The sequence below is a fragment of the Burkholderia sp. AU27893 genome, from assembly GCF_002223205.1.
In the GTDB taxonomy this organism is placed as follows: Bacteria; Pseudomonadota; Gammaproteobacteria; order Burkholderiales; family Burkholderiaceae; genus Burkholderia.
Genome location: NZ_NKFD01000001.1, coordinates 530,503 through 550,039 on the forward strand (window position 1 = coordinate 530,503; position 19,537 = coordinate 550,039).

Below are 19,537 nucleotides of genomic sequence, written 5' to 3' on the forward strand. Positions count from 1 at the left end.
GATTCGTAAGGGGAGTCAGCGCTTGAACTGCTGCGTGAAGCGCACGAGTTCGTCGACTTTCGCACGGGCCTTGCCGCTCGCGATCGCTTCGCGGGCCAGCTGGATGCCGTCCGCGATCGACTCGGCGACGTTCGCCGCATAGAGCGCGGTGCCGGCGTTCAGCGTGACGATTTCACGCGCGACGCCCGGCTGGTTGTCCAGCGCGCCGAGCAGCATCGTGCGCGATTCGTCGGCATTTTCCACCTTCAGCGTGCGGTTCGACACCATCTGCAGGCCGAAGTCTTCCGGATGGATCTCGTATTCGTGCACCTTGCCGTCGCGCAGCTCGCCGACGAGCGTTGCCGCGCCGAGCGATACCTCGTCCATCCCGTCCTTGCCGTACACGACCAGCACGTGCTGCGCGCCCAGGCGCTGCATCACGCGCACCTGGATGCCGACGAGGTCGGGGTGGAACACGCCCATCAGCTGGTTCGGCGCGCCGGCGGGGTTGGTCAGCGGGCCGAGGATGTTGAAGATCGTGCGCACGCCGAGCTCGCGGCGCACGGCCGCGATGTTCTTCATCGCCGGGTGATGGTTCGGCGCGAACATGAAGCCCATGCCCGTTTCGGCGATCGACGCGGCAACCTGGTCGGACTGCAGGTCGATGTTCACGCCGAGCGCCTCGAGCACGTCGGCGCTACCGGACTTGCTCGATACGCCGCGGTTGCCGTGCTTCGCGACTTTCGCGCCGGCCGCGGCCGTGACGAACATCGACGCGGTCGAGATGTTGAACGTATGCGAGCCGTCGCCGCCGGTGCCGACGATGTCGACGAAGTTCGAGTTGTCCTGCACCTCGACGTGGTTCGCGAATTCGCGCATCACGGTCGCGGCGGCGGCGATCTCGCCGATCGTCTCCTTCTTCACACGCAGCCCGGTGATGATCGCGGCCGCCATCACGGGCGACATGTCGCCGCGCATGATGAGCCGCATCAGGTGCAGCATCTCGTCGTGGAAGATTTCGCGGTGTTCGATCGTGCGCTGCAGCGCTTCCTGCGGGGTAATCGTCATCGTGAGGCTCCCGTCAGGCGGCTTGCGCGGCCGCGGCGCGGGCCTGTTTCAGGAAGTTCTCGAGCAGCGCGTGGCCATGCTCGGACAGGATCGATTCCGGGTGGAACTGCACGCCTTCGATCGGCAGCGTCTTGTGGCGCACGCCCATGATTTCGCCGTCGTCGGTCCAGGCGGACACCTCGAGGCAGTCGGGCAGCGATTCGCGCTCGATCGCGAGCGAGTGATAGCGCGTGACGTCGAAGTGCTTCGGCAGGTCGGCGAACACGCCGCGGCAGTCGGTTTCGATCTTGCTCACCTTGCCGTGCATGATGGTCTTCGCGCGCACGACGCGGCCGCCGAAGGCTTCGCCGATCGCCTGATGGCCGAGGCACACGCCGAGGATCGGCTTCTTGCCCGCGAATTCCTTCAGCACGGCGAGCGTGATGCCCGCGTGTTGCGGGTTGCTCGGGCCGGGCGACAGGCAGATCGCATCGGGATTCAGGCGCGCGATTTCGTCGAGCGTGATTTCGTCGTTGCGGTAGGTGCGCACGTCCTCGCCGAGTTCGCCGAAGTACTGGACCAGGTTGTAGGTAAACGAGTCGTAGTTGTCGATCATGAGCAGCATGGTCAGTCTCCGGTCAGAAGTCGCTATCGAGGCCGTCCTGGACCTGTTCGGCCGCACGCAGCACCGCGCGCGCCTTGTTCTCGGTCTCTTGCCATTCGGATTCGGGCACCGAATCCGCGACGACGCCGGCCGCCGCTTGCACGTACAGGTTGCCGTTGTGGATCAGGCCCGTGCGGATCGCGATCGCGAGATCCATCTCGCCCGAGAACGACAGGTAGCCGACGGCGCCGCCGTACAGCCCGCGCTTGACCGGCTCGAGCTCGTCGATCAGTTCCATCGCACGGACCTTCGGCGCGCCGGACAGCGTGCCGGCCGGGAACGTCGCGCGCAGCACGTCGTAGTTCGTCATGCCGGGTTTCAGCTTGCCTTCGACCGAGCTGACGATGTGCTGCACATGCGAGTATTTCTCGATGACCATCTGGTCGGTCACGTGCACCGAGCCGATTTCCGCGATGCGGCCGACGTCGTTGCGTGCGAGGTCGATCAGCATCACGTGCTCGGCGATCTCCTTCGGATCGCTGAGCAGCTCGGTCGCGAGTTCCGCGTCGCGCTCGGGCGTGTTGCCGCGCGGTCGCGTGCCGGCGAGCGGGCGGATCGTGACGATCTGGTCTTCGCCGCGCTTTTCCTGGCGTACGAGGATTTCCGGCGATGCGCCGACCACGTGGAAATCGCCGAAGTTGTAGTAGTACATGTACGGCGACGGATTCAGCGAACGCAGCGCGCGATACAGCGACAGCGGATTGTCGCGGTACGGTTTCGTCAGGCGCTGGCCGACCTGGATCTGCATCAGCTCGCCGGCCGCGATGTATTCCTTCGCCTGGCGCACGGCGGCCAGGTAGTCGTCCTTCTTGAATTCGCGGAACGTCTCGGTGCGCACGCTCGCCGACGTAACGGGCGGCTGCACGGTCGTGCGCAGGCGCTGCTTGAGTTCGCGCAGGCGCTGTTTCGCCTTCGTATAGGCTTCGGCCTGGCTCGGGTCCGCGTAGATGATCAGGTACAGCTTGCCGGCGAGGTTGTCGATGACCGCGACTTCCTCGGTCAGCAGCAACTGGATGTCGGGCAGGCCGAGATCGTCGCGCGGTGCGGTGTTTGCGAGCTTCTTCTCGATGTAGCGCACCGCGTCGTAGCCGAAGTAGCCGGCGAGACCGCCGCAAAAGCGTGGCAGGCCCGGGCGCTGCGCCACCTTGAAGCGCGCCTGGAACGATTCGATGAACTGGAACGGGTCGCCGTCATGTGTCTCGACGACCTGGCCATCGCGCACGACTTCCGATACGCCGTTGCGGGTCCGCACGAGCGTACGGGCCGGCAGGCCGATGAACGAATAGCGGCCGAAGCGTTCGCCGCCGACCACCGATTCGAGCAGGAACGAGTTGGCGCCCGAGCGTTCGGGCTGGGCCAGCTTCAGGTAGAGGGACAGCGGCGTTTCGAGATCGGCGAGGGCTTCCGCGATCAGCGGGATGCGGTTGTAGCCTTCGTTCGCGAGCGATTGAAATTCGAGTTCGGTCATGTTCCGGTCCTGTTCGGGACGAGCGGCGCGTGCGCCAGGGATCACTTGACGCTGTGCAGGTTGCCGTCGGCGAAAGGGCGGTCGATCGAGAAGTGCCTGTTGCCGGCCGGCACTCCGGGCGTGAACGTCGCGAGCCTGCGGCCGAGCCGGAACGCAAGCGTTCGGACGCGGTAGAACTCGAGGTGGTGCGACGATCGGCGCGCGGATGCGCAGCGAGATAAAAAACGGCGCTGAAGACGTGCTTCAGCGTACCTCATCGAAGAGGTTAGCGCGACCAGCGACGCCAGGGCCAGGCTCCCCGGTCGATGCTGCTCAGACTCCGTTTTTTATTCAGAAACATGCAGATGGAAGAAATAATCAGAGGGTTGGCCGGCCGGCGTTGTGCGCGGAGATTGCGCGAGCCGCGACCAGCAACGAATCGACTATACCATCCGAATTTATCGTTTGTATAGCTTTGCCATGGTTGTAGCCATACGGCACCGTCAGCGTCGCCATCCCGGCCGCGCGGCCTGCCAGCGCATCGTTTTCCGAGTCGCCGATCGCGACTGCCGCATCCGGTGCGACGCCGAGCGCGTTGCAGGCCGTCAGCATCGGCAGCGGATCGGGCTTCTTGCGCGCGACGCTGTCGCCGCCGAGCACGATGCCGAAGCAATCGGCCAGCCCGTATTGCTCGAGCAGCTCGACCGCGAAGCGATGCGGCTTGTTCGTCACGCATGCGAGCCGGATGCCGGCTGCGCGCAGCGCGTCGAGGCCCGCGGCCACGTCCGGGTAGAGGCGTGTGTGGCGGCCGTTGATCTTCGCGTACTCGGTCTGGTAGATCGCCAGCGCGTCGTCGAAGCGGGCGTGCGCCTCGTCGGCCGCGAAGCGCGGCTTCAGCACGCTCTGGATCAGGTGTTCGGAGCCCTTGCCGACGTAGCCGATCACCTCGTCGCGCGACGTGGCCGGCGCGCCGAGCTGCGCGAGCATCCCGTTCAGGCCGGCCGTGAAATCGTCGGCCGTATCGACCATGGTGCCATCGAGATCGATCAGCGCCGCGTCGATGCGCGACGTGGCGAAGCGGATCGGGGCGGCTTGCGGCGCGGCTCCGGCCGGCGCATGGCCGGCGAGCGACGAGTCGGCCACGGCGTCAGCTCCGCTCGACGGTAGCGAGCGCGGCGCGCATCTCGTCGATCACCTTGCGGTAGTCGGGCTTGCCGAAGATCGCCGAACCCGCAACGAAGGTGTCGGCGCCGGCCGCCGCGATTTCCGCGATGTTGTCGGTCTTCACGCCACCGTCGACCTCGAGCAGGATCTCGCGGCCGGTGCGCTCGGTGTACGCGTCGATGCGTGCGCGTGCTTCGCGCAGCTTGTTCAGCGTTTCCGGAATGAACGACTGGCCGCCGAAGCCCGGGTTGACCGACATCAGCAGCACGAAGTCGAGGCGGTCCATCACGTGGTCGAGGTAGTTCAGCGGCGTGGCCGGGTTGAACACGAGGCCGGCCTTGCAGCCGTGGTCGCGGATCAGCGACAGCGTGCGGTCGATGTGATCGGAGCCTTCCGGGTGGAAGCTGATCAGGTCGGCACCGGCCTTCGCAAAATCGGGCACGATCCGGTCGACCGGGCGCACCATCAGGTGCACGTCGATCGGCACCTGTACGTGCGGGCGGATCGCTTCGCATACGAGCGGGCCGATGGTCAGGTTCGGCACGTAATGGTTGTCCATCACGTCGAAGTGGATCCAGTCGGCGCCGGCGGCGACCACGTTGCGGACTTCTTCGCCGAGTCGTGCGAAATCGGCCGACAGGATGCTGGGAGCGATGCGGAATTGGGTCATGGCAGGGGAGCGGGGGCGTTGCGGCGCAAAAGCGCCATTCTACCGTCCGGCGACCCGGTGCGCGGCGGCAGGCCGTGCGGTCGAGGCCGGATTGCGCATAGAATGCCGAACCAATGCGGCGCGCCCGCGGCCCCGTTGCCCATGCCGGCACGGGCGGTCATCTTCCAGCGGAAACACCATGAGTCAGTATCAATTCACCGTTTCGGTGAAAACCAGCTACTTGCCGGAACAATCCGACCCCGATCGCCGTCAATACGCATTCGCGTACACGCTGACGATCCGCAACACGGGACAGGTCGCGGCGCAGCTGATCGCGCGTCACTGGATCATCACGGACAGCGAGAACCACGTGCAGGAAGTGAAGGGGCTCGGCGTCGTCGGGCACCAGCCGCTGCTGCAGCCGGGCGAGCACTTCGAGTACACGAGCTGGGCCGTGATCGCGACACCGGTCGGCACGATGCGTGGCGCGTACTTCTGCGTGGCGGAGGACGGCGAGCGTTTCGAGGCGCCGGTCGACGAGTTCGCACTGCACATGCCGCGCACGCTGCATTGAGCGTGCGGAGTGCGTCAGGGTATTAGCGCGGCTTGCGGGTGTGCTTCTTTCTGCCCGACGACGTCCACACGACGATGAAGATCAGCAGGGCGAGCGCTACGAAGGCTTCGAGCGCGAAGATGAGCATCGGATATTGGTCGAGAAAATCTGACATGGCGGTTTCCATCAAGAACGGACATTGTATGTGGTTTGGGCCCCGGGTGGCCGGGTGGGTCGCGGCGGCTGCCGCGGCGGCGCTGCTGGCGGCGTGCGGTGGCGCGCCGACGCGGACGTCGTCGCTGAAGCCGCCGACCGGCGCGGCGATCGTGCCGGGACAGGTCGCCGCGAAGCGGCTCACGCCGGTCGCGTGGCAGCAGGTGCCGGGCTGGCAGGACGATTCGCTGCTCGGCGCAACCGCCGCGCTGCGGCAGAACTGCGTGCGGCTCGCGCGCCAGCCGGCCTGGACACGCGCCTGCGCGGCCGCCGACCGGCTCGACGAGCTCGACGTCAGCAGTGCACGCACGTTCTTCGAAACGTATTTCACGCCGTTCCAGCTTGCGAACACCGACGGTACGCTCGACGGGCTCGTGACCGGCTATTACGAGCCGCTGCTGCATGGTTCGCGCGTGCGTCGCGGTCCGTATCAGTACGCGCTCTACCGCTGGCCGGCCGGTTATCGCCCGGGCGCCGCGTTGCCGGCACGCGCGCAGCTCGAACGCGCCGGCATCCTGAACGGCAACGAACTCGTGTGGGTCGACGACCCGATCGAGGCGTTCTTCCTGCAGGTGCAGGGCTCGGGGCGCGTGCTGCTCGACGACGGTTCGGTGATGCGGGTCGGCTTCGGCGGCACCAACAACCAGCCGTACCGCTCGATCGGCAAGTGGCTGCTCGATCGCGGCGAGCTGACGCCTGCCCAAGCGACGATGCAGGGCATCAAGGCGTGGGCGAAGGCGAACCCGACCCGCGTCGACGCGTTGCTCGACACGAATCCGCGGTTCGTGTTCTTCCGCGACATGCCGACCAAGGAAGATGCACCGCACGGCGGCGCGGACGGCCCGATCGGCGCGCTGGGCGTGCCGCTGACGCCGGAGCGCTCGATCGCCGTCGATCCGTCGTCGATCCCGCTTGGCACGCCCGTGTTCCTGCAGACGACGCGCCCGCTGACGAATACGCCGATGAACCGGCTTGTTTTCGCGCAGGATACGGGCTCCGCGATCAAGGGCGGCGTACGCGCCGACTATTTCTGGGGGCTCGGCGACGATGCAGGCGATCAGGCCGGGCGGATGAAGCAGGTCGGCCGGATGTGGCTGCTGTTCCCGAATTCGTGATGTGGCGCGGCGCGGGTGGCTGGGGTTTCTCGGGTCACCGTCAATGCGGTAGGCGCAGCATTCGTGGAAGCGGCGGTGTGCGCGGGGCACGTCGCTCGGACCGTGAGGGCGGACGTGCTGTGTCAGATTTCGCGATGCGCTTGTTGCGTCGGCGGATGCCCAAATGCATCCCGGAATGAAACAGCCCGATCGGTGTTGGCCGATCGGGCTGTTTCATTTGCAGCCACGGATTCACCGCGCGTGATTGACGCGCAGCGACTTTCGTCAGCCCCTGCGCTTGTCGACGACGCGTCGCGCCTTGCCGACCGACCGCTCGATCCCGTTCACGGGCAGCACGTTGATCACGGCCGTCACGCCGATCAGCGACTTGATGTCGTAGGCGAGCGCCTGTTTTGCCGCATGGATCGCCGCCGTATCGGGTGCTGTCTCGGGGCAAGGCTCGACATTGAGCGTCATCACGTCGAGCGGACCTTCCTTCGTCAGCACGATCTGATAGTGTGGCGCGAGCGCGCGCTGCTTGAGCAACTGCTCCTCGATTTGCGTCGGGAACACGTTGACGCCGCGCACGATCATCATGTCGTCCGAGCGCCCGGTGATTTTCTCCATCCGGCGCATCGTGCGGGCAGTGCCGGGCAACAGCCGCGTGAGGTCGCGGGTCCGGTAGCGGACGATCGGCAGCGCCTCCTTCGTCAGCGACGTGAACACGAGCTCGCCGAGTTCGCCGTCCGGAAGCACTTCGCCGGTTTCGGGATCGATGATTTCCGGGTAGAAGTGGTCTTCCCAGATGGTCGGACCATCCTTGGTCTCGACGCATTCGGATGCGACGCCGGGGCCCATCACTTCGGACAGCCCGTAAATGTCGACCGCATCGATGCCCATCCGCTGCTCGATCGCGACGCGCATGTCGTTGGTCCAGGGTTCCGCGCCGAAGATGCCGATGCGCAGCGAACTCTGCACGGGATCGAGACCTTGGCGCTCGATTTCGTCGGCGATCGACAGCATGTAGCTCGGCGTCACCATGATGATGTCGGGTCGGAAATCCTGAATCAGCTGCACCTGCTTCTCGGTCTGGCCGCCACCGAACGGGATCACGGTCAGCCCTGCGCGTTCGGCGCCGTAGTGCGCGCCAAGCCCGCCCGTGAACAGGCCATAGCCGTAGCTGACGTGCACCTTGTCGCCGCGGCGCGCACCGGCGGCGCGGATCGAGCGCGCGACGAGATTCGCCCAAGTGTCGATGTCGCCGGCCGTATAGCCGACGACCGTCGGCTTGCCGGTCGTGCCCGACGACGCATGAATGCGCGAGATCTGGTCTTGCGGCACCGCGAACATCCCGAACGGGTAACTGTCGCGCAGGTCGCTCTTCGTCGTGAACGGGAAACGCGACAGGTCGGCGAGCGTCTTCAGGTCGTCCGGATGGACACCCGCGTCGTCGAACTTGCGACGATAGACGGGGGAGTGGTCATACGCATGCCGGAGCGACCACTTGAGGCGCTCGAGCTGCAGCGCGGTCAGCTCGTCGCGTGAGGCGGTCTCGATCGGCTCGAGCGGTAGCGGGGTAGTCATGCATGTCTCCAGTGTTTGTTATGTGCGAGCCGTCGACGTCAGCGGTCTTCCGGGATGACCGTGCCCTTGATCTGGGCGGATTTGCCGCGAAACATCGCGACGGTGTCGCCGGTCTGGTTCGTGACGCGGATGTCGTAGATGCCTTGGCGGCCGGCGCGCGCCTGCTCGATCGCCTCGGCCGTCAGCACGTCATCGCCGTGCACGGGGCGCAGGAATTCGATCGAGCAGCCGGCCGCGACGGTATTCACGTTGTACGAGTTACACGCGAACGCGAACGTCGAATCGGCCAGCGTGAAGATGATCCCGCCATGGCAGGTCTGATGCCCGTTCAGGAATTCGGGCCGCACGCGCATCTGCAGGCGCGCGTAGCCGGCTCGGACTTCGGCAATTTCCATCCCGAACGCACGGCTGCATGCGTCGGCGTCGTACATGGCCCGCGCGGTGGCGCGGGCGAGTGCATCGGGGTCGAGCGTGGCAGTGGCGTTTGTCATGTCAACGCCCCTCGAAGCGCGGCGCGCGCTTCTCGATGAATGCCTTCACGCCTTCCGCGTAGTCGTGCGACTGGCCGAGCCTGCGCTGCAGGTCGCGTTCCATGTCGAGTTGCTGGTCGAGCGTGTTCGTGACACTGGCACGCATCGATTGCTTGATCGATGCGATCGCGAGCGTCGGCTGCTGCGCGAGCTGGGTGGCGAGCTGGCGGGCTGACGCAGCGAGCGCATCGTCGTCGACCGCGCGCCAGATCAAGCCCCATTGCTCGGCCTGTTCGGCGTCGAGCTTGTCGCCGGTCAGCGCGAGCCCCAGCGCGCGGGCCATGCCGACGCGTTGCGGCAGGAACCACGTGCCGCCCGAATCGGGCACGAGACCGATCTTGACGAAGGCCTGGATGAAGCTGCTCGAGCGGGCGGCGAACACGAGATCGCAGGCGAGCGCGAGATTCGCACCGGCGCCGGCCGCGGTGCCGTTGACGGCGGCGATCACCGGAATCGGCAGATGCTGCAGGCGGCGGATCAGTGGATTGAAGTGCTCGTCGATCAGCGCGCCGAGATCGGTGGACGCGCCCGGCGTGAAGTCGAGATCAGCCAGGTCCTGGCCCGCGCAGAAGCCGCGCCCCGCACCTGTCAGAATCAGCGCGCGCGCGCCGGCCGCCTCGACATCATCGAGCGCCGACTGCAACTCGCGATGCATCGCCCGCGTAAAGCTGTTCAGCTTGTCGGGACGGCTGAGGGTAATCGTGGCTACGTTCGAGGCCTGATCGATTTCCAGCTGAATCGCCTGATAGGACATGCAGTGTCTCCTTCATGACTTCGTTATAGGCGCGCCGTGCGTGGGTTACACGCGTTCGATCGCGAGTGCGATGCCCTGGCCGACGCCGATGCACATCGTACAGAGCGCAAAGCGGCCGCCCGTACGCTCGAGTTGGTGGAGCGCCGTGGTCACGAGCCGGGCGCCCGATGCGCCGAGCGGATGGCCCAATGCGATTGCTCCACCGTTCGGGTTCACGCGCGGATCGTCGTCGGCGACGCCGAGCATGCGCAGCACCGCGAGACCTTGGGACGCGAACGCCTCGTTCAGCTCGATCACGTCGAATTGATCGATGGTCATGCCGAGTCGGTGCAGCAGTTTTTGCGTGGCCGGCGCGGGGCCGATGCCCATCACGCGCGGCGCGACGCCGGCTGTCGCCATGCCGATGACGCGTGCGCGGCGGCGCAGGCCGTACTGGTCGGCTGCCAGCGCATTGGCGAGCAGCAGCGCGCACGCACCGTCGTTGACGCCCGAGGCGTTGCCGGCCGTCACCGAGCCGTCCGGACGCACGACGCCCTTCAGCTTCGCGAGCGCTTCGAGCGATGTCTCGCGCGGATGCTCGTCGCGCGATACGACCAGCGGATCACCTTTCTTCTGCGGAATCGTGACGGCAACGATTTCGTCGGCGAGCGTACCGTCCTGCTGCGCACGCGCGGCCTTTTGCTGGCTGCGCAGCGCGAACAGATCCTGGTCGGCGCGGCTGATGTTGTAGTCGACCGCGACGTTTTCGGCCGTCTCGGGCATCGAATCGACGCCATAAAGCTGTTTCATCAGGGGATTGATGAAGCGCCAGCCGATCGTCGTGTCGAAGATGTCGGCCTGGCGTGCGAACGCGCTCGGGGCCTTGCCCATCACGAACGGCGCACGCGTCATGCTCTCGACGCCGCCCGCGATCATCAGACGCGCCTCGCCGGCCTTGATCGCGCGCGCGGCTGTGCCGACCGCGTCCATCCCGGAGCCGCACAGCCGGTTCAGCGTCGTGCCGGGCACGTCGGTCGGCAGGCCCGCGAGCAACGCCGACATGCGCGCTACGTTGCGGTTGTCCTCGCCGGCCTGGTTTGCGCAGCCGTAGATCACATCGTCGATTGCCGTCCAGTCGACGTCACGGTTGCGCTCGATGAGCGCCTTGAGCGGCACTGCACCGAGGTCGTCGGCACGGACGTCTTTCAGGGCGCCGCCGTAGCGGCCGATGGGAGTGCGAATCGCGTCGCAGATAAAGGCGTCTGTCATGGGCGTATCGATGAGCAACGAACCCGCCGGGTGGCGGATTCGTTCATGGTAGAGAACGTGGCGGCGTTTGCACGTCGGCCATTCGGGTTATGCCGGTTGGCCGGCTTCCACGGGTGCTGCTTTCGGCGCAACATGGACACGGCTTTGCACTACGCGGAACCGGTTGGCGACGAACGCCGGGTCGGCCAGCGCCGCGTTGGCTGCCGGATTCGCGCCCGTGCCGTGGAAATCCGAGAACGCTGCCGACTGGTTCACGAACACGCCGCCCGTCAGGTTGATCGACAGTGCGACGCCACCGCGTACCGCCGCATCGTGGGCGGCGTCGACGATCGCGTCGTCGGTGCTGTAGACGGAGAGGGTCAGCGCGCCATGTTCCGCCGCGATTTCCCCGGCGAGGTCGAGCGACTGCGCGGTCGAGTCGGTCGCGATCACGAACGAGATCGGGCCGAACCACTCCTGCGTGAATTTCTCGCGATCGGCCACGTCGAGTTGCAGCACGAGCGGCGTGCGCACGCGGGCATCAGGGAACGCAGGGTGCTGGAGGGTCAGGCTGTCGGCGAGCACGCGGCCGAGCTTGCGTGCGTTGTCGATGCGCGCGGTCACGCTTTCGTTCTGGATGGCGCCGATCAGTTCGACCGAGCGTGCCGGGTCGCCGGTGAGTTTTTGCACGGCAACGGCGATGGCCTGTGCGACCTCGTCGAAGCTCGCATGGCCGTCCGCCGTCCGGATGCCGTCGCGCGGTACGTAGATGTTCTGCGGTGCCGTGCACATCTGGCCGGAGTACAGCGCCAGCGAAAACGCGATGTTCTTGGCAGCGGCCTTCAGGTCGTCGGTCGAGTCGATCACGATCTGGTTGACGCCGGCCTTCTCTGTATAGACCTGTGCCTGATGGGCATGGCGTTCGAGCCACGTGCCGTTTTGCGTGCTGCCGGTGAAGTCGATCAGCTTGATCTCGGGGCGCAGCGCGAGATCCTGGACGAGTGCGCCGTCGTTGGGTTCGGTCGCGAGGAGCGTGACGACGTTCGGATCGAAACCGGCTTCGCGCAGCACGTCGCGAGCGATCCGGACGGTGATGGCGAGCGGCAGGATCGCGCCCGGATGCGGCTTGACGATCACGGTGTTGCCAGTTGCGAGATCGGCGAACAGGCCCGGGTAACCGTTCCAGGTCGGGAAGGTGCAGCAGCCGAGCACAAGCCCCGTGCCGCGCGGGACGATCGTGTAGCGCTTGTGCATTGCGAGCGGCGGGTTCTTGCCTTGCGGCTTTTCCCAGTGTGCGTCGGCCGGGATGCGGCGCAGTTCGTCCCATGCATAGGCGACTGCTTCGAGCGCACGATCTTGTGCGTGCGGGCCACCGGCCTGGAACGCCATCATGAATGCCTGCCCCGTGGTGTGCATCACGCTGTAGGCGATTTCGAAGCTGGCGCGATTCAGGCGCGCGAGGATTTCGAGACTGACGCCGATCCAGGCGCTCGGGCCGGCTTCGCGCCATGAGCGCTGTGCTGCGGCAGCGGCAGCGATCAGCTCGTCGGGCGTCGACTTCGGATACCGGAGGCCCAGTGCAATACCGTACGGCGAGCGCTCTGCGCCGACCGTTTCTCCTGATGCCGGCTGGTCGATCGCGAACGTCTTGTCGAGATGCGACTTGAACGCGGCCTCGCCATCTGCGTTCGCGCTTTCCCCGTACACTTTGGGGCTCGGCATTTCGGCGAACGGGCTCCAATACCCGCGGCTCTCGATGGCGGCGAGTGCGTGTTTCAGCGTGTCTTCGTGCTTCGTGAACAGTGCATGGGTCATGGCGGCGGCCTGATGGACGTTGAGAGGGGTTGGATCGATTAATTAACCGACCGGTTGGTCGGAGAATGGTAGCATCAAACTATTCGCATGTGCGAGGCGTTTCTCATTTCATTGATCGAGGAGAAATAGATGGCTTACGAGAACATCCTGGTGGAGACCCGGGGGCGTGTCGGGCTGGTTACGCTGAACCGTCCGAAGGCGCTGAATGCGCTGAACGATGCGCTGATGGATGAACTGGGAGCCGCGCTGAAAGCGTTCGATGCGGACGATGGCATCGGCGCGATCGTCGTGACCGGGAGCGAGAAGGCGTTCGCGGCGGGCGCCGACATCGGCATGATGGCGACCTACTCCTATATGGACGTCTATCGGGGCGACTACATCACGCGCAACTGGGAGACGGTCCGCGAGATCCGCAAGCCGATCATTGCCGCGGTTTCGGGCTTTGCGTTGGGTGGTGGCTGCGAGCTGGCCATGATGTGCGACATCATCTTTGCGGCGGACACGGCCAAGTTCGGCCAGCCGGAAATCAAGCTGGGTGTCATGCCGGGTGCGGGCGGCACGCAGCGCTTGCCGCGCGCGGTGTCGAAAGCGAAGGCGATGGATATGTGCCTGACTGCCCGTTTCATGGACGCAGCCGAAGCGGAGCGCGCTGGGCTCGTGTCTCGCGTGCTGCCGGCCGACACGCTGCTCGACGAGGCGCTTGCCGCCGCAGCGACGATCGCCGAGTTTTCGCTGCCCGCGGTCATGATGGTCAAGGAGTCGGTGAACCGTGCGTACGAGACGACGCTGGCCGAAGGCGTCCATTTCGAACGTCGGCTGTTCCATTCGTTGTTCGCGACCGAAGACCAGAAGGAGGGGATGGCGGCATTCGTCGAAAAGCGGAAGCCGGTGTTCAAGCACCGCTGATCGTGCTGTCAGGGTAGGCGGCGGGAGGTTGGTCAGTATCGATTGCCGGCATGATTGCTTGGCCGGTCGAGCCCGAAGCCCCGTGCGCGTCAGCGCACGGGGGCTTTTTCAAAATATTTTCACAAAGGGCTTGCGTAGACGGGGGTGGGTGCTTAGAATCACGCCTCTTTCGCGCTAACGGAAACGCGGCGCGGGAGAGGGAAGCAGGGTGGGCGGTGTGCTGGAGTCTGGAGCGCGCCACTAGCCTGGAAGTTGAGCCCCGCAGTCGCAACGATGTAGTGTAAAAAGTTGTTGACGAGCTGCGAAACACGGTTCATAATCTCGCTTCTCTGCTGCTGAAAACGCAGCGCTGCTGAGAAACGCGAAGTTCCTCGCAGAATGCTCTTTAAAAATTAACAGCCGATAAGTGTGGGCGCTTGATGGAAGCGAGCTGATCCTCGGATCAGATAGCGAAAGTATCAAGAGTCTCACACTAAAGTAAGTCAGGTTTATGAAGTAATTCATTTACCTGTCAGCTTTGAGTGAGCGACCGGTTCTTAACTGAACCGAAAACAGTAACAGGTTTAAACTGAAGAGTTTGATCCTGGCTCAGATTGAACGCTGGCGGCATGCCTTACACATGCAAGTCGAACGGCAGCACGGGTGCTTGCACCTGGTGGCGAGTGGCGAACGGGTGAGTAATACATCGGAACATGTCCTGTAGTGGGGGATAGCCCGGCGAAAGCCGGATTAATACCGCATACGATCTACGGATGAAAGCGGGGGACCTTCGGGCCTCGCGCTATAGGGTTGGCCGATGGCTGATTAGCTAGTTGGTGGGGTAAAGGCCTACCAAGGCGACGATCAGTAGCTGGTCTGAGAGGACGACCAGCCACACTGGGACTGAGACACGGCCCAGACTCCTACGGGAGGCAGCAGTGGGGAATTTTGGACAATGGGCGAAAGCCTGATCCAGCAATGCCGCGTGTGTGAAGAAGGCCTTCGGGTTGTAAAGCACTTTTGTCCGGAAAGAAATCCTTGGCTCTAATACAGTCGGGGGATGACGGTACCGGAAGAATAAGCACCGGCTAACTACGTGCCAGCAGCCGCGGTAATACGTAGGGTGCGAGCGTTAATCGGAATTACTGGGCGTAAAGCGTGCGCAGGCGGTTTGCTAAGACCGATGTGAAATCCCCGGGCTCAACCTGGGAACTGCATTGGTGACTGGCAGGCTAGAGTATGGCAGAGGGGGGTAGAATTCCACGTGTAGCAGTGAAATGCGTAGAGATGTGGAGGAATACCGATGGCGAAGGCAGCCCCCTGGGCCAATACTGACGCTCATGCACGAAAGCGTGGGGAGCAAACAGGATTAGATACCCTGGTAGTCCACGCCCTAAACGATGTCAACTAGTTGTTGGGGATTCATTTCCTTAGTAACGTAGCTAACGCGTGAAGTTGACCGCCTGGGGAGTACGGTCGCAAGATTAAAACTCAAAGGAATTGACGGGGACCCGCACAAGCGGTGGATGATGTGGATTAATTCGATGCAACGCGAAAAACCTTACCTACCCTTGACATGGTCGGAATCCTGCTGAGAGGCGGGAGTGCTCGAAAGAGAACCGGCGCACAGGTGCTGCATGGCTGTCGTCAGCTCGTGTCGTGAGATGTTGGGTTAAGTCCCGCAACGAGCGCAACCCTTGTCCTTAGTTGCTACGCAAGAGCACTCTAAGGAGACTGCCGGTGACAAACCGGAGGAAGGTGGGGATGACGTCAAGTCCTCATGGCCCTTATGGGTAGGGCTTCACACGTCATACAATGGTCGGAACAGAGGGTTGCCAACCCGCGAGGGGGAGCTAATCCCAGAAAACCGATCGTAGTCCGGATTGCACTCTGCAACTCGAGTGCATGAAGCTGGAATCGCTAGTAATCGCGGATCAGCATGCCGCGGTGAATACGTTCCCGGGTCTTGTACACACCGCCCGTCACACCATGGGAGTGGGTTTTACCAGAAGTGGCTAGTCTAACCGCAAGGAGGACGGTCACCACGGTAGGATTCATGACTGGGGTGAAGTCGTAACAAGGTAGCCGTATCGGAAGGTGCGGCTGGATCACCTCCTTTCCAGAGCTTCTCGCACAAGTTGAGCGCTCACGCTTATCGGCTGTAAATTTAAAGACAGACTCAGGGGTCTGTAGCTCAGTCGGTTAGAGCACCGTCTTGATAAGGCGGGGGTCGTTGGTTCGAATCCAACCAGACCCACCACCGTCTTGTGTGGCGGTACACCCTGAGGCAAATCTGTACTCATGGGGGCATAGCTCAGCTGGGAGAGCACCTGCTTTGCAAGCAGGGGGTCGTCGGTTCGATCCCGTCTGCCTCCACCAATCACCAACGCTAAGAGCTTGGTTCAGACACTGAACCGAGAATTTTGCATTGGCGATTGAGCCAGTCAGAGTGATACGTAGTATGTATCGGCTGTCGTTCTTTAACAATCTGGAAGAAGCAAGTAATTTGGATAGCGGAAGCGTCTTGAGATGGACGTGAAAACTATCCGGGTTGTGATTGTATCGATGTATCTCAAGATGATTCGAACTCTATGTTCGACTTAAATTGGAATACGGCACAACGCGAGAACTCAACCTGTAACGAGACAGACTCGTTATAGGGTCAAGCGAACAAGTGCATGTGGTGGATGCCTTGGCGATCACAGGCGATGAAGGACGCGGTAGCCTGCGAAAAGCTACGGGGAGCTGGCAAACGAGCTTTGATCCGTAGATGTCCGAATGGGGAAACCCACTCCTTTTGGAGTATCCATGGCTGAATACATAGGCCATGCGAAGCGAACGCGGTGAACTGAAACATCTAAGTAACCGCAGGAAAAGAAATCAACCGAGATTCCCAAAGTAGTGGCGAGCGAAATGGGATGAGCCTTGCACTCTTTATTTGTATTGTTAGCCGAACGCTCTGGAAAGTGCGGCCATAGCAGGTGATAGCCCTGTAGGCGAAAACAGTATGAAAGAACTAGGTGTGCGACAAGTAGGGCGGGACACGTGAAATCCTGTCTGAAGATGGGGGGACCATCCTCCAAGGCTAAATACTCGTGATCGACCGATAGTGAACCAGTACCGTGAGGGAAAGGCGAAAAGAACCCCGGGAGGGGAGTGAAATAGATCCTGAAACCGCATGCATACAAACAGTCGGAGCCTCGTAAGGGGTGACGGCGTACCTTTTGTATAATGGGTCAGCGACTTACGTTCAGTAGCAAGCTTAACCGTATAGGGCAGGCGTAGCGAAAGCGAGTCCGAATAGGGCGTTCAGTTGCTGGGCGTAGACCCGAAACCAAGTGATCTATCCATGGCCAGGATGAAGGTGCGGTAACACGTACTGGAGGTCCGAACCCACTAACGTTGAAAAGTTAGGGGATGAGCTGTGGATAGGGGTGAAAGGCTAAACAAACTTGGAAATAGCTGGTTCTCTCCGAAAACTATTTAGGTAGTGCCTCGTGTCTCACCTTCGGGGGTAGAGCACTGTCATGGTTGGGGGGTCTATTGCAGATTACCCCGCCATAGCAAACTCCGAATACCGAAGAGTGCAATCACGGGAGACAGACATCGGGTGCTAACGTCCGGTGTCAAGAGGGAAACAACCCAGACCGCCAGCTAAGGTCCCCAAATATAGCTAAGTGGGAAACGAAGTGGGAAGGCTAAAACAGTCAGGAGGTTGGCTTAGAAGCAGCCACCCTTTAAAGAAAGCGTAATAGCTCACTGATCGAGTCGTCCTGCGCGGAAGATGTAACGGGGCTAAGCTATATACCGAAGCTGCGGATGCGTGCTTTGCACGCATGGTAGGAGAGCGTTCCGTAAGCCTGCGAAGGTGCGTTGAAAAGCGTGCTGGAGGTATCGGAAGTGCGAATGCTGACATGAGTAGCGATAAAGGGGGTGAAAGGCCCCCTCGCCGTAAGCCCAAGGTTTCCTACGCAACGTTCATCGGCGTAGGGTGAGTCGGCCCCTAAGGCGAGGCAGAAATGCGTAGCTGATGGGAAGCAGGTCAATATTCCTGCACCATTGTTAGATGCGATGGGGGGACGGATCGCGGAAGGTTGTCCGGGTGTTGGAAGTCCCGGTCGCTGCATTGGAGAAGGCGCTTAGGCAAATCCGGGCGCGTAATTCAAGGGTGTGGCGCGAGCTCCTTAGGGAGCGAAGCAATTGGAAGTGGTTCCAAGAAAAGCCTCTAAGCTTCAGTCTAACGATGACCGTACCGCAAACCGACACAGGTGGGCGAGATGAGTATTCTAAGGCGCTTGAGAGAACTCGGGAGAAGGAACTCGGCAAATTGGTACCGTAACTTCGGGATAAGGTACGCCCTTGTAGCTTGACTGGCCTGCGCCAGGAGGGTGAAGGGGTTGCAATAAACTGGTGGCTGCGACTGTTTAATAAAAACACAGCACTCTGCAAACACGAAAGTGGACGTATAGGGTGTGACGCCTGCCCGGTGCCGGAAGATTAAATGATGGGGTGCAAGCTCTTGATTGAAGTCCCGGTAAACGGCGGCCGTAACTATAACGGTCCTAAGGTAGCGAAATTCCTTGTCGGGTAAGTTCCGACCTGCACGAATGGCGTAACGATGGCCACACTGTCTCCTCCCGAGACTCAGCGAAGTTGAAGTGTTTGTGATGATGCAATCTACCCGCGGCTAGACGGAAAGACCCCATGAACCTTTACTGTAGCTTTGCATTGGACTTTGAACCGATCTGTGTAGGATAGGTGGGAGGCTATGAAACCGGAACGCTAGTTTCGGTGGAGCCGTCCTTGAAATACCACCCTGGTTTGTTTGAGGTTCTAACCTTGGCCCGTGATCCGGGTCGGGGACAGTGCATGGTAGGCAGTTTGACTGGGGCGGTCTCCTCCCAAAGCGTAACGGAGGAGTACGAAGGTACGCTAGGTACGGTCGGAAATCGTGCTGATAGTGCAATGGCATAAGCGTGCTTAACTGCGAGACCGACAAGTCGAGCAGGTGCGAAAGCAGGTCATAGTGATCCGGTGGTTCTGTATGGAAGGGCCATCGCTCAACGGATAAAAGGTACTCTGGGGATAACAGGCTGATACCGCCCAAGAGTTCATATCGACGGCGGTGTTTGGCACCTCGATGTCGGCTCATCTCATCCTGGGGCTGTAGCCGGTCCCAAGGGTATGGCTGTTCGCCATTTAAAGAGGTACGTGAGCTGGGTTTAAAACGTCGTGAGACAGTTTGGTCCCTATCTGCCGTGGGCGTTGGATATTTGAAGGGGGCTGCTCCTAGTACGAGAGGACCGGAGTGGACGAACCTCTGGTGTACCGGTTGTCACGCCAGTGGCATCGCCGGGTAGCTATGTTCGGAAGAGATAACCGCTGAAAGCATCTAAGCGGGAAACTCGCCTTAAGATGAGATATCCCTGGGGACTAGATCCCCTTGAAGGGTCGTTCGAGACCAGGACGTTGATAGGTCAGGTGTGTAAGCGCAGTAATGCGTTCAGCTAACTGATACTAATTGCCCGTAAGGCTTGATCCTATAACAAGTCTGCCTTGTAGATCGGCGCCGTGCCTTGCACGAGCTGCGATCCAAAGCGACAAGTTGGATTCTCGTGTGTGATACACACAACTCAAAATTACTGCTTCTTCCCGGATTGGTTGTGCTGCAAAGCCAGCGCAACAACCCTCTTTGCCTGATGACCATAGCGAGTCGGTCCCACCCCTTCCCATCCCGAACAGGACCGTGAAACGACTCTACGCCGATGATAGTGCGGATTCCCGTGTGAAAGTAGGTAATCGTCAGGCTCCCTAAGCCGAGAACCCCCGCCCGAAAGGCGGGGGTTTTTGCATTGGCGCGGCAGAAATGCATGGGGGCGCGGAGTGGCCGGCCTGGCCATATCCAGGCGCCGAATGCGTCGAATCAGACACT

Annotated in this window: 14 protein-coding genes, 2 tRNA genes and 3 rRNA genes; 8 read left to right on the forward strand and 11 right to left on the reverse strand. The window is 62.1% G+C overall.

Translation table 11 applies throughout. The annotated features are described in order from the left end of the window. Positions 1–15 precede the first annotated feature (15 nt). From trpD to rpe, 5 genes are all read right to left on the reverse strand, one after another. Positions 16–1,047, reverse strand: a complete 1,032-nt coding sequence (gene trpD, locus CFB47_RS02505) for an anthranilate phosphoribosyltransferase (RefSeq protein WP_043191545.1) — start codon at positions 1,045–1,047, stop codon at positions 16–18. Positions 1,048–1,060: 13 nt separating this feature from the next. Further along, entirely contained in the window at positions 1,061–1,651 is a 591-nt protein-coding gene (locus CFB47_RS02510; RefSeq protein WP_089460392.1) for an aminodeoxychorismate/anthranilate synthase component II, read from the reverse strand. A 13-nt stretch (positions 1,652–1,664) separates the two neighbouring features. Continuing rightward, entirely contained in the window at positions 1,665–3,158 is a 1,494-nt protein-coding gene (gene trpE, locus CFB47_RS02515; RefSeq protein ID WP_089460393.1) for an anthranilate synthase component I, read from the reverse strand. A gap of 357 nt (positions 3,159–3,515) precedes the next feature. Continuing rightward, the gene (locus CFB47_RS02520) at positions 3,516–4,280 is read right to left on the reverse strand and encodes a phosphoglycolate phosphatase (RefSeq protein WP_089439140.1); all 765 of its coding nucleotides are present in this window, start codon (positions 4,278–4,280) and stop codon (positions 3,516–3,518) included. Positions 4,281–4,284: 4 nt separating this feature from the next. After that, the gene (gene rpe / locus CFB47_RS02525; protein WP_089460394.1) at positions 4,285–4,971 is read right to left on the reverse strand and encodes a ribulose-phosphate 3-epimerase; all 687 of its coding nucleotides are present in this window, start codon (positions 4,969–4,971) and stop codon (positions 4,285–4,287) included. A gap of 178 nt (positions 4,972–5,149) precedes the next feature. On the opposite strand from rpe, the gene apaG reads away from it, so the two are divergent. Then, on the forward strand, positions 5,150–5,524 hold the full coding sequence (gene apaG / locus CFB47_RS02530) for a Co2+/Mg2+ efflux protein ApaG (protein WP_011350820.1): 375 nt from the start codon (positions 5,150–5,152) through the stop codon (positions 5,522–5,524). A gap of 22 nt (positions 5,525–5,546) precedes the next feature. Here the strand turns inward: apaG and CFB47_RS41615 are convergent, their stop codons facing one another. Further along, on the reverse strand, positions 5,547–5,678 hold the full coding sequence (locus tag CFB47_RS41615) for a hypothetical protein (protein WP_256940834.1): 132 nt from the start codon (positions 5,676–5,678) through the stop codon (positions 5,547–5,549). A gap of 28 nt (positions 5,679–5,706) precedes the next feature. Between CFB47_RS41615 and CFB47_RS02535 the strand changes: the two genes are divergently transcribed. Beyond that, positions 5,707–6,831, forward strand: a complete 1,125-nt coding sequence (locus CFB47_RS02535) for a murein transglycosylase A (RefSeq protein ID WP_242808690.1) — start codon at positions 5,707–5,709, stop codon at positions 6,829–6,831. 264 nt (positions 6,832–7,095) lie between these two features. Here the strand turns inward: CFB47_RS02535 and paaK are convergent, their stop codons facing one another. The 5 genes from paaK to paaN form a co-directional block, all read right to left on the reverse strand. Further along, the gene (gene paaK, locus CFB47_RS02540) at positions 7,096–8,394 is read right to left on the reverse strand and encodes a phenylacetate--CoA ligase PaaK (protein WP_089455518.1); all 1,299 of its coding nucleotides are present in this window, start codon (positions 8,392–8,394) and stop codon (positions 7,096–7,098) included. 38 nt (positions 8,395–8,432) lie between these two features. Next, complete coding sequence (gene paaI, locus CFB47_RS02545) at positions 8,433–8,885, reverse strand: hydroxyphenylacetyl-CoA thioesterase PaaI (RefSeq protein ID WP_089460395.1); 453 nt, start codon at positions 8,883–8,885, stop codon at positions 8,433–8,435. Position 8,886: 1 nt separating this feature from the next. Beyond that, the gene (gene paaG, locus CFB47_RS02550) at positions 8,887–9,678 is read right to left on the reverse strand and encodes a 2-(1,2-epoxy-1,2-dihydrophenyl)acetyl-CoA isomerase PaaG (RefSeq protein WP_089455519.1); all 792 of its coding nucleotides are present in this window, start codon (positions 9,676–9,678) and stop codon (positions 8,887–8,889) included. A 45-nt stretch (positions 9,679–9,723) separates the two neighbouring features. Beyond that, entirely contained in the window at positions 9,724–10,926 is a 1,203-nt protein-coding gene (gene pcaF / locus CFB47_RS02555; RefSeq protein WP_089455529.1) for a 3-oxoadipyl-CoA thiolase, read from the reverse strand. A gap of 87 nt (positions 10,927–11,013) precedes the next feature. Next, on the reverse strand, positions 11,014–12,720 hold the full coding sequence (gene paaN / locus CFB47_RS02560) for a phenylacetic acid degradation protein PaaN (RefSeq protein ID WP_089455520.1): 1,707 nt from the start codon (positions 12,718–12,720) through the stop codon (positions 11,014–11,016). A gap of 129 nt (positions 12,721–12,849) precedes the next feature. Between paaN and CFB47_RS02565 the strand changes: the two genes are divergently transcribed. The 6 genes from CFB47_RS02565 (at position 12,850) to rrf (ending at position 19,413) form a co-directional block, all read left to right on the forward strand. Beyond that, a complete protein-coding gene (locus tag CFB47_RS02565) occupies positions 12,850–13,626 on the forward strand; it encodes an enoyl-CoA hydratase (RefSeq protein WP_069247041.1) in 777 nt (258 codons plus the stop codon). Between the two features lie 565 nt (positions 13,627–14,191). Further along, positions 14,192–15,724: ribosomal RNA gene (locus CFB47_RS02570) — 16S ribosomal RNA — on the forward strand. Positions 15,725–15,788: 64 nt separating this feature from the next. Further along, a tRNA-Ile gene (locus tag CFB47_RS02575) sits at positions 15,789–15,865 on the forward strand. Between the two features lie 43 nt (positions 15,866–15,908). Beyond that, positions 15,909–15,984, forward strand: a tRNA-Ala gene (locus CFB47_RS02580). A 281-nt stretch (positions 15,985–16,265) separates the two neighbouring features. Then, positions 16,266–19,147 (forward strand): 23S ribosomal RNA (locus tag CFB47_RS02590). A 153-nt stretch (positions 19,148–19,300) separates the two neighbouring features. Further along, positions 19,301–19,413 (forward strand): 5S ribosomal RNA (rrf, locus tag CFB47_RS02595). The 16S, 23S and 5S rRNA genes sit together here with 2 tRNA genes alongside, the layout of an rRNA operon. Positions 19,414–19,537: the final 124 nt, after the last annotated feature.

What these genes read in the sequence shown, in the direction of transcription:
- trpD (WP_043191545.1), bottom strand. Translation starts at nt 1,047, where the DNA reads ATGACGATTACCCCGCAGGAAGCGCTGCAGCGCACGATCGAACACCGC.
- CFB47_RS02510 (WP_089460392.1), bottom strand. Translation starts at nt 1,651, where the DNA reads ATGCTGCTCATGATCGACAACTACGACTCGTTTACCTACAACCTGGTC.
- trpE (WP_089460393.1), bottom strand. Translation starts at nt 3,158, where the DNA reads ATGACCGAACTCGAATTTCAATCGCTCGCGAACGAAGGCTACAACCGC.
- rpe (WP_089460394.1), bottom strand. Translation starts at nt 4,971, where the DNA reads ATGACCCAATTCCGCATCGCTCCCAGCATCCTGTCGGCCGATTTCGCA.
- apaG (WP_011350820.1), top strand. Translation starts at nt 5,150, where the DNA reads ATGAGTCAGTATCAATTCACCGTTTCGGTGAAAACCAGCTACTTGCCG.
- CFB47_RS41615 (WP_256940834.1), bottom strand. Translation starts at nt 5,678, where the DNA reads ATGTCAGATTTTCTCGACCAATATCCGATGCTCATCTTCGCGCTCGAA.
- CFB47_RS02535 (WP_242808690.1), top strand. Translation starts at nt 5,707, where the DNA reads ATGTGGTTTGGGCCCCGGGTGGCCGGGTGGGTCGCGGCGGCTGCCGCG.
- paaK (WP_089455518.1), bottom strand. Translation starts at nt 8,394, where the DNA reads ATGACTACCCCGCTACCGCTCGAGCCGATCGAGACCGCCTCACGCGAC.
- paaI (WP_089460395.1), bottom strand. Translation starts at nt 8,885, where the DNA reads ATGACAAACGCCACTGCCACGCTCGACCCCGATGCACTCGCCCGCGCC.
- paaG (WP_089455519.1), bottom strand. Translation starts at nt 9,678, where the DNA reads ATGTCCTATCAGGCGATTCAGCTGGAAATCGATCAGGCCTCGAACGTA.
- pcaF (WP_089455529.1), bottom strand. Translation starts at nt 10,926, where the DNA reads ATGACAGACGCCTTTATCTGCGACGCGATTCGCACTCCCATCGGCCGC.
- paaN (WP_089455520.1), bottom strand. Translation starts at nt 12,720, where the DNA reads ATGACCCATGCACTGTTCACGAAGCACGAAGACACGCTGAAACACGCA.
- CFB47_RS02565 (WP_069247041.1), top strand. Translation starts at nt 12,850, where the DNA reads ATGGCTTACGAGAACATCCTGGTGGAGACCCGGGGGCGTGTCGGGCTG.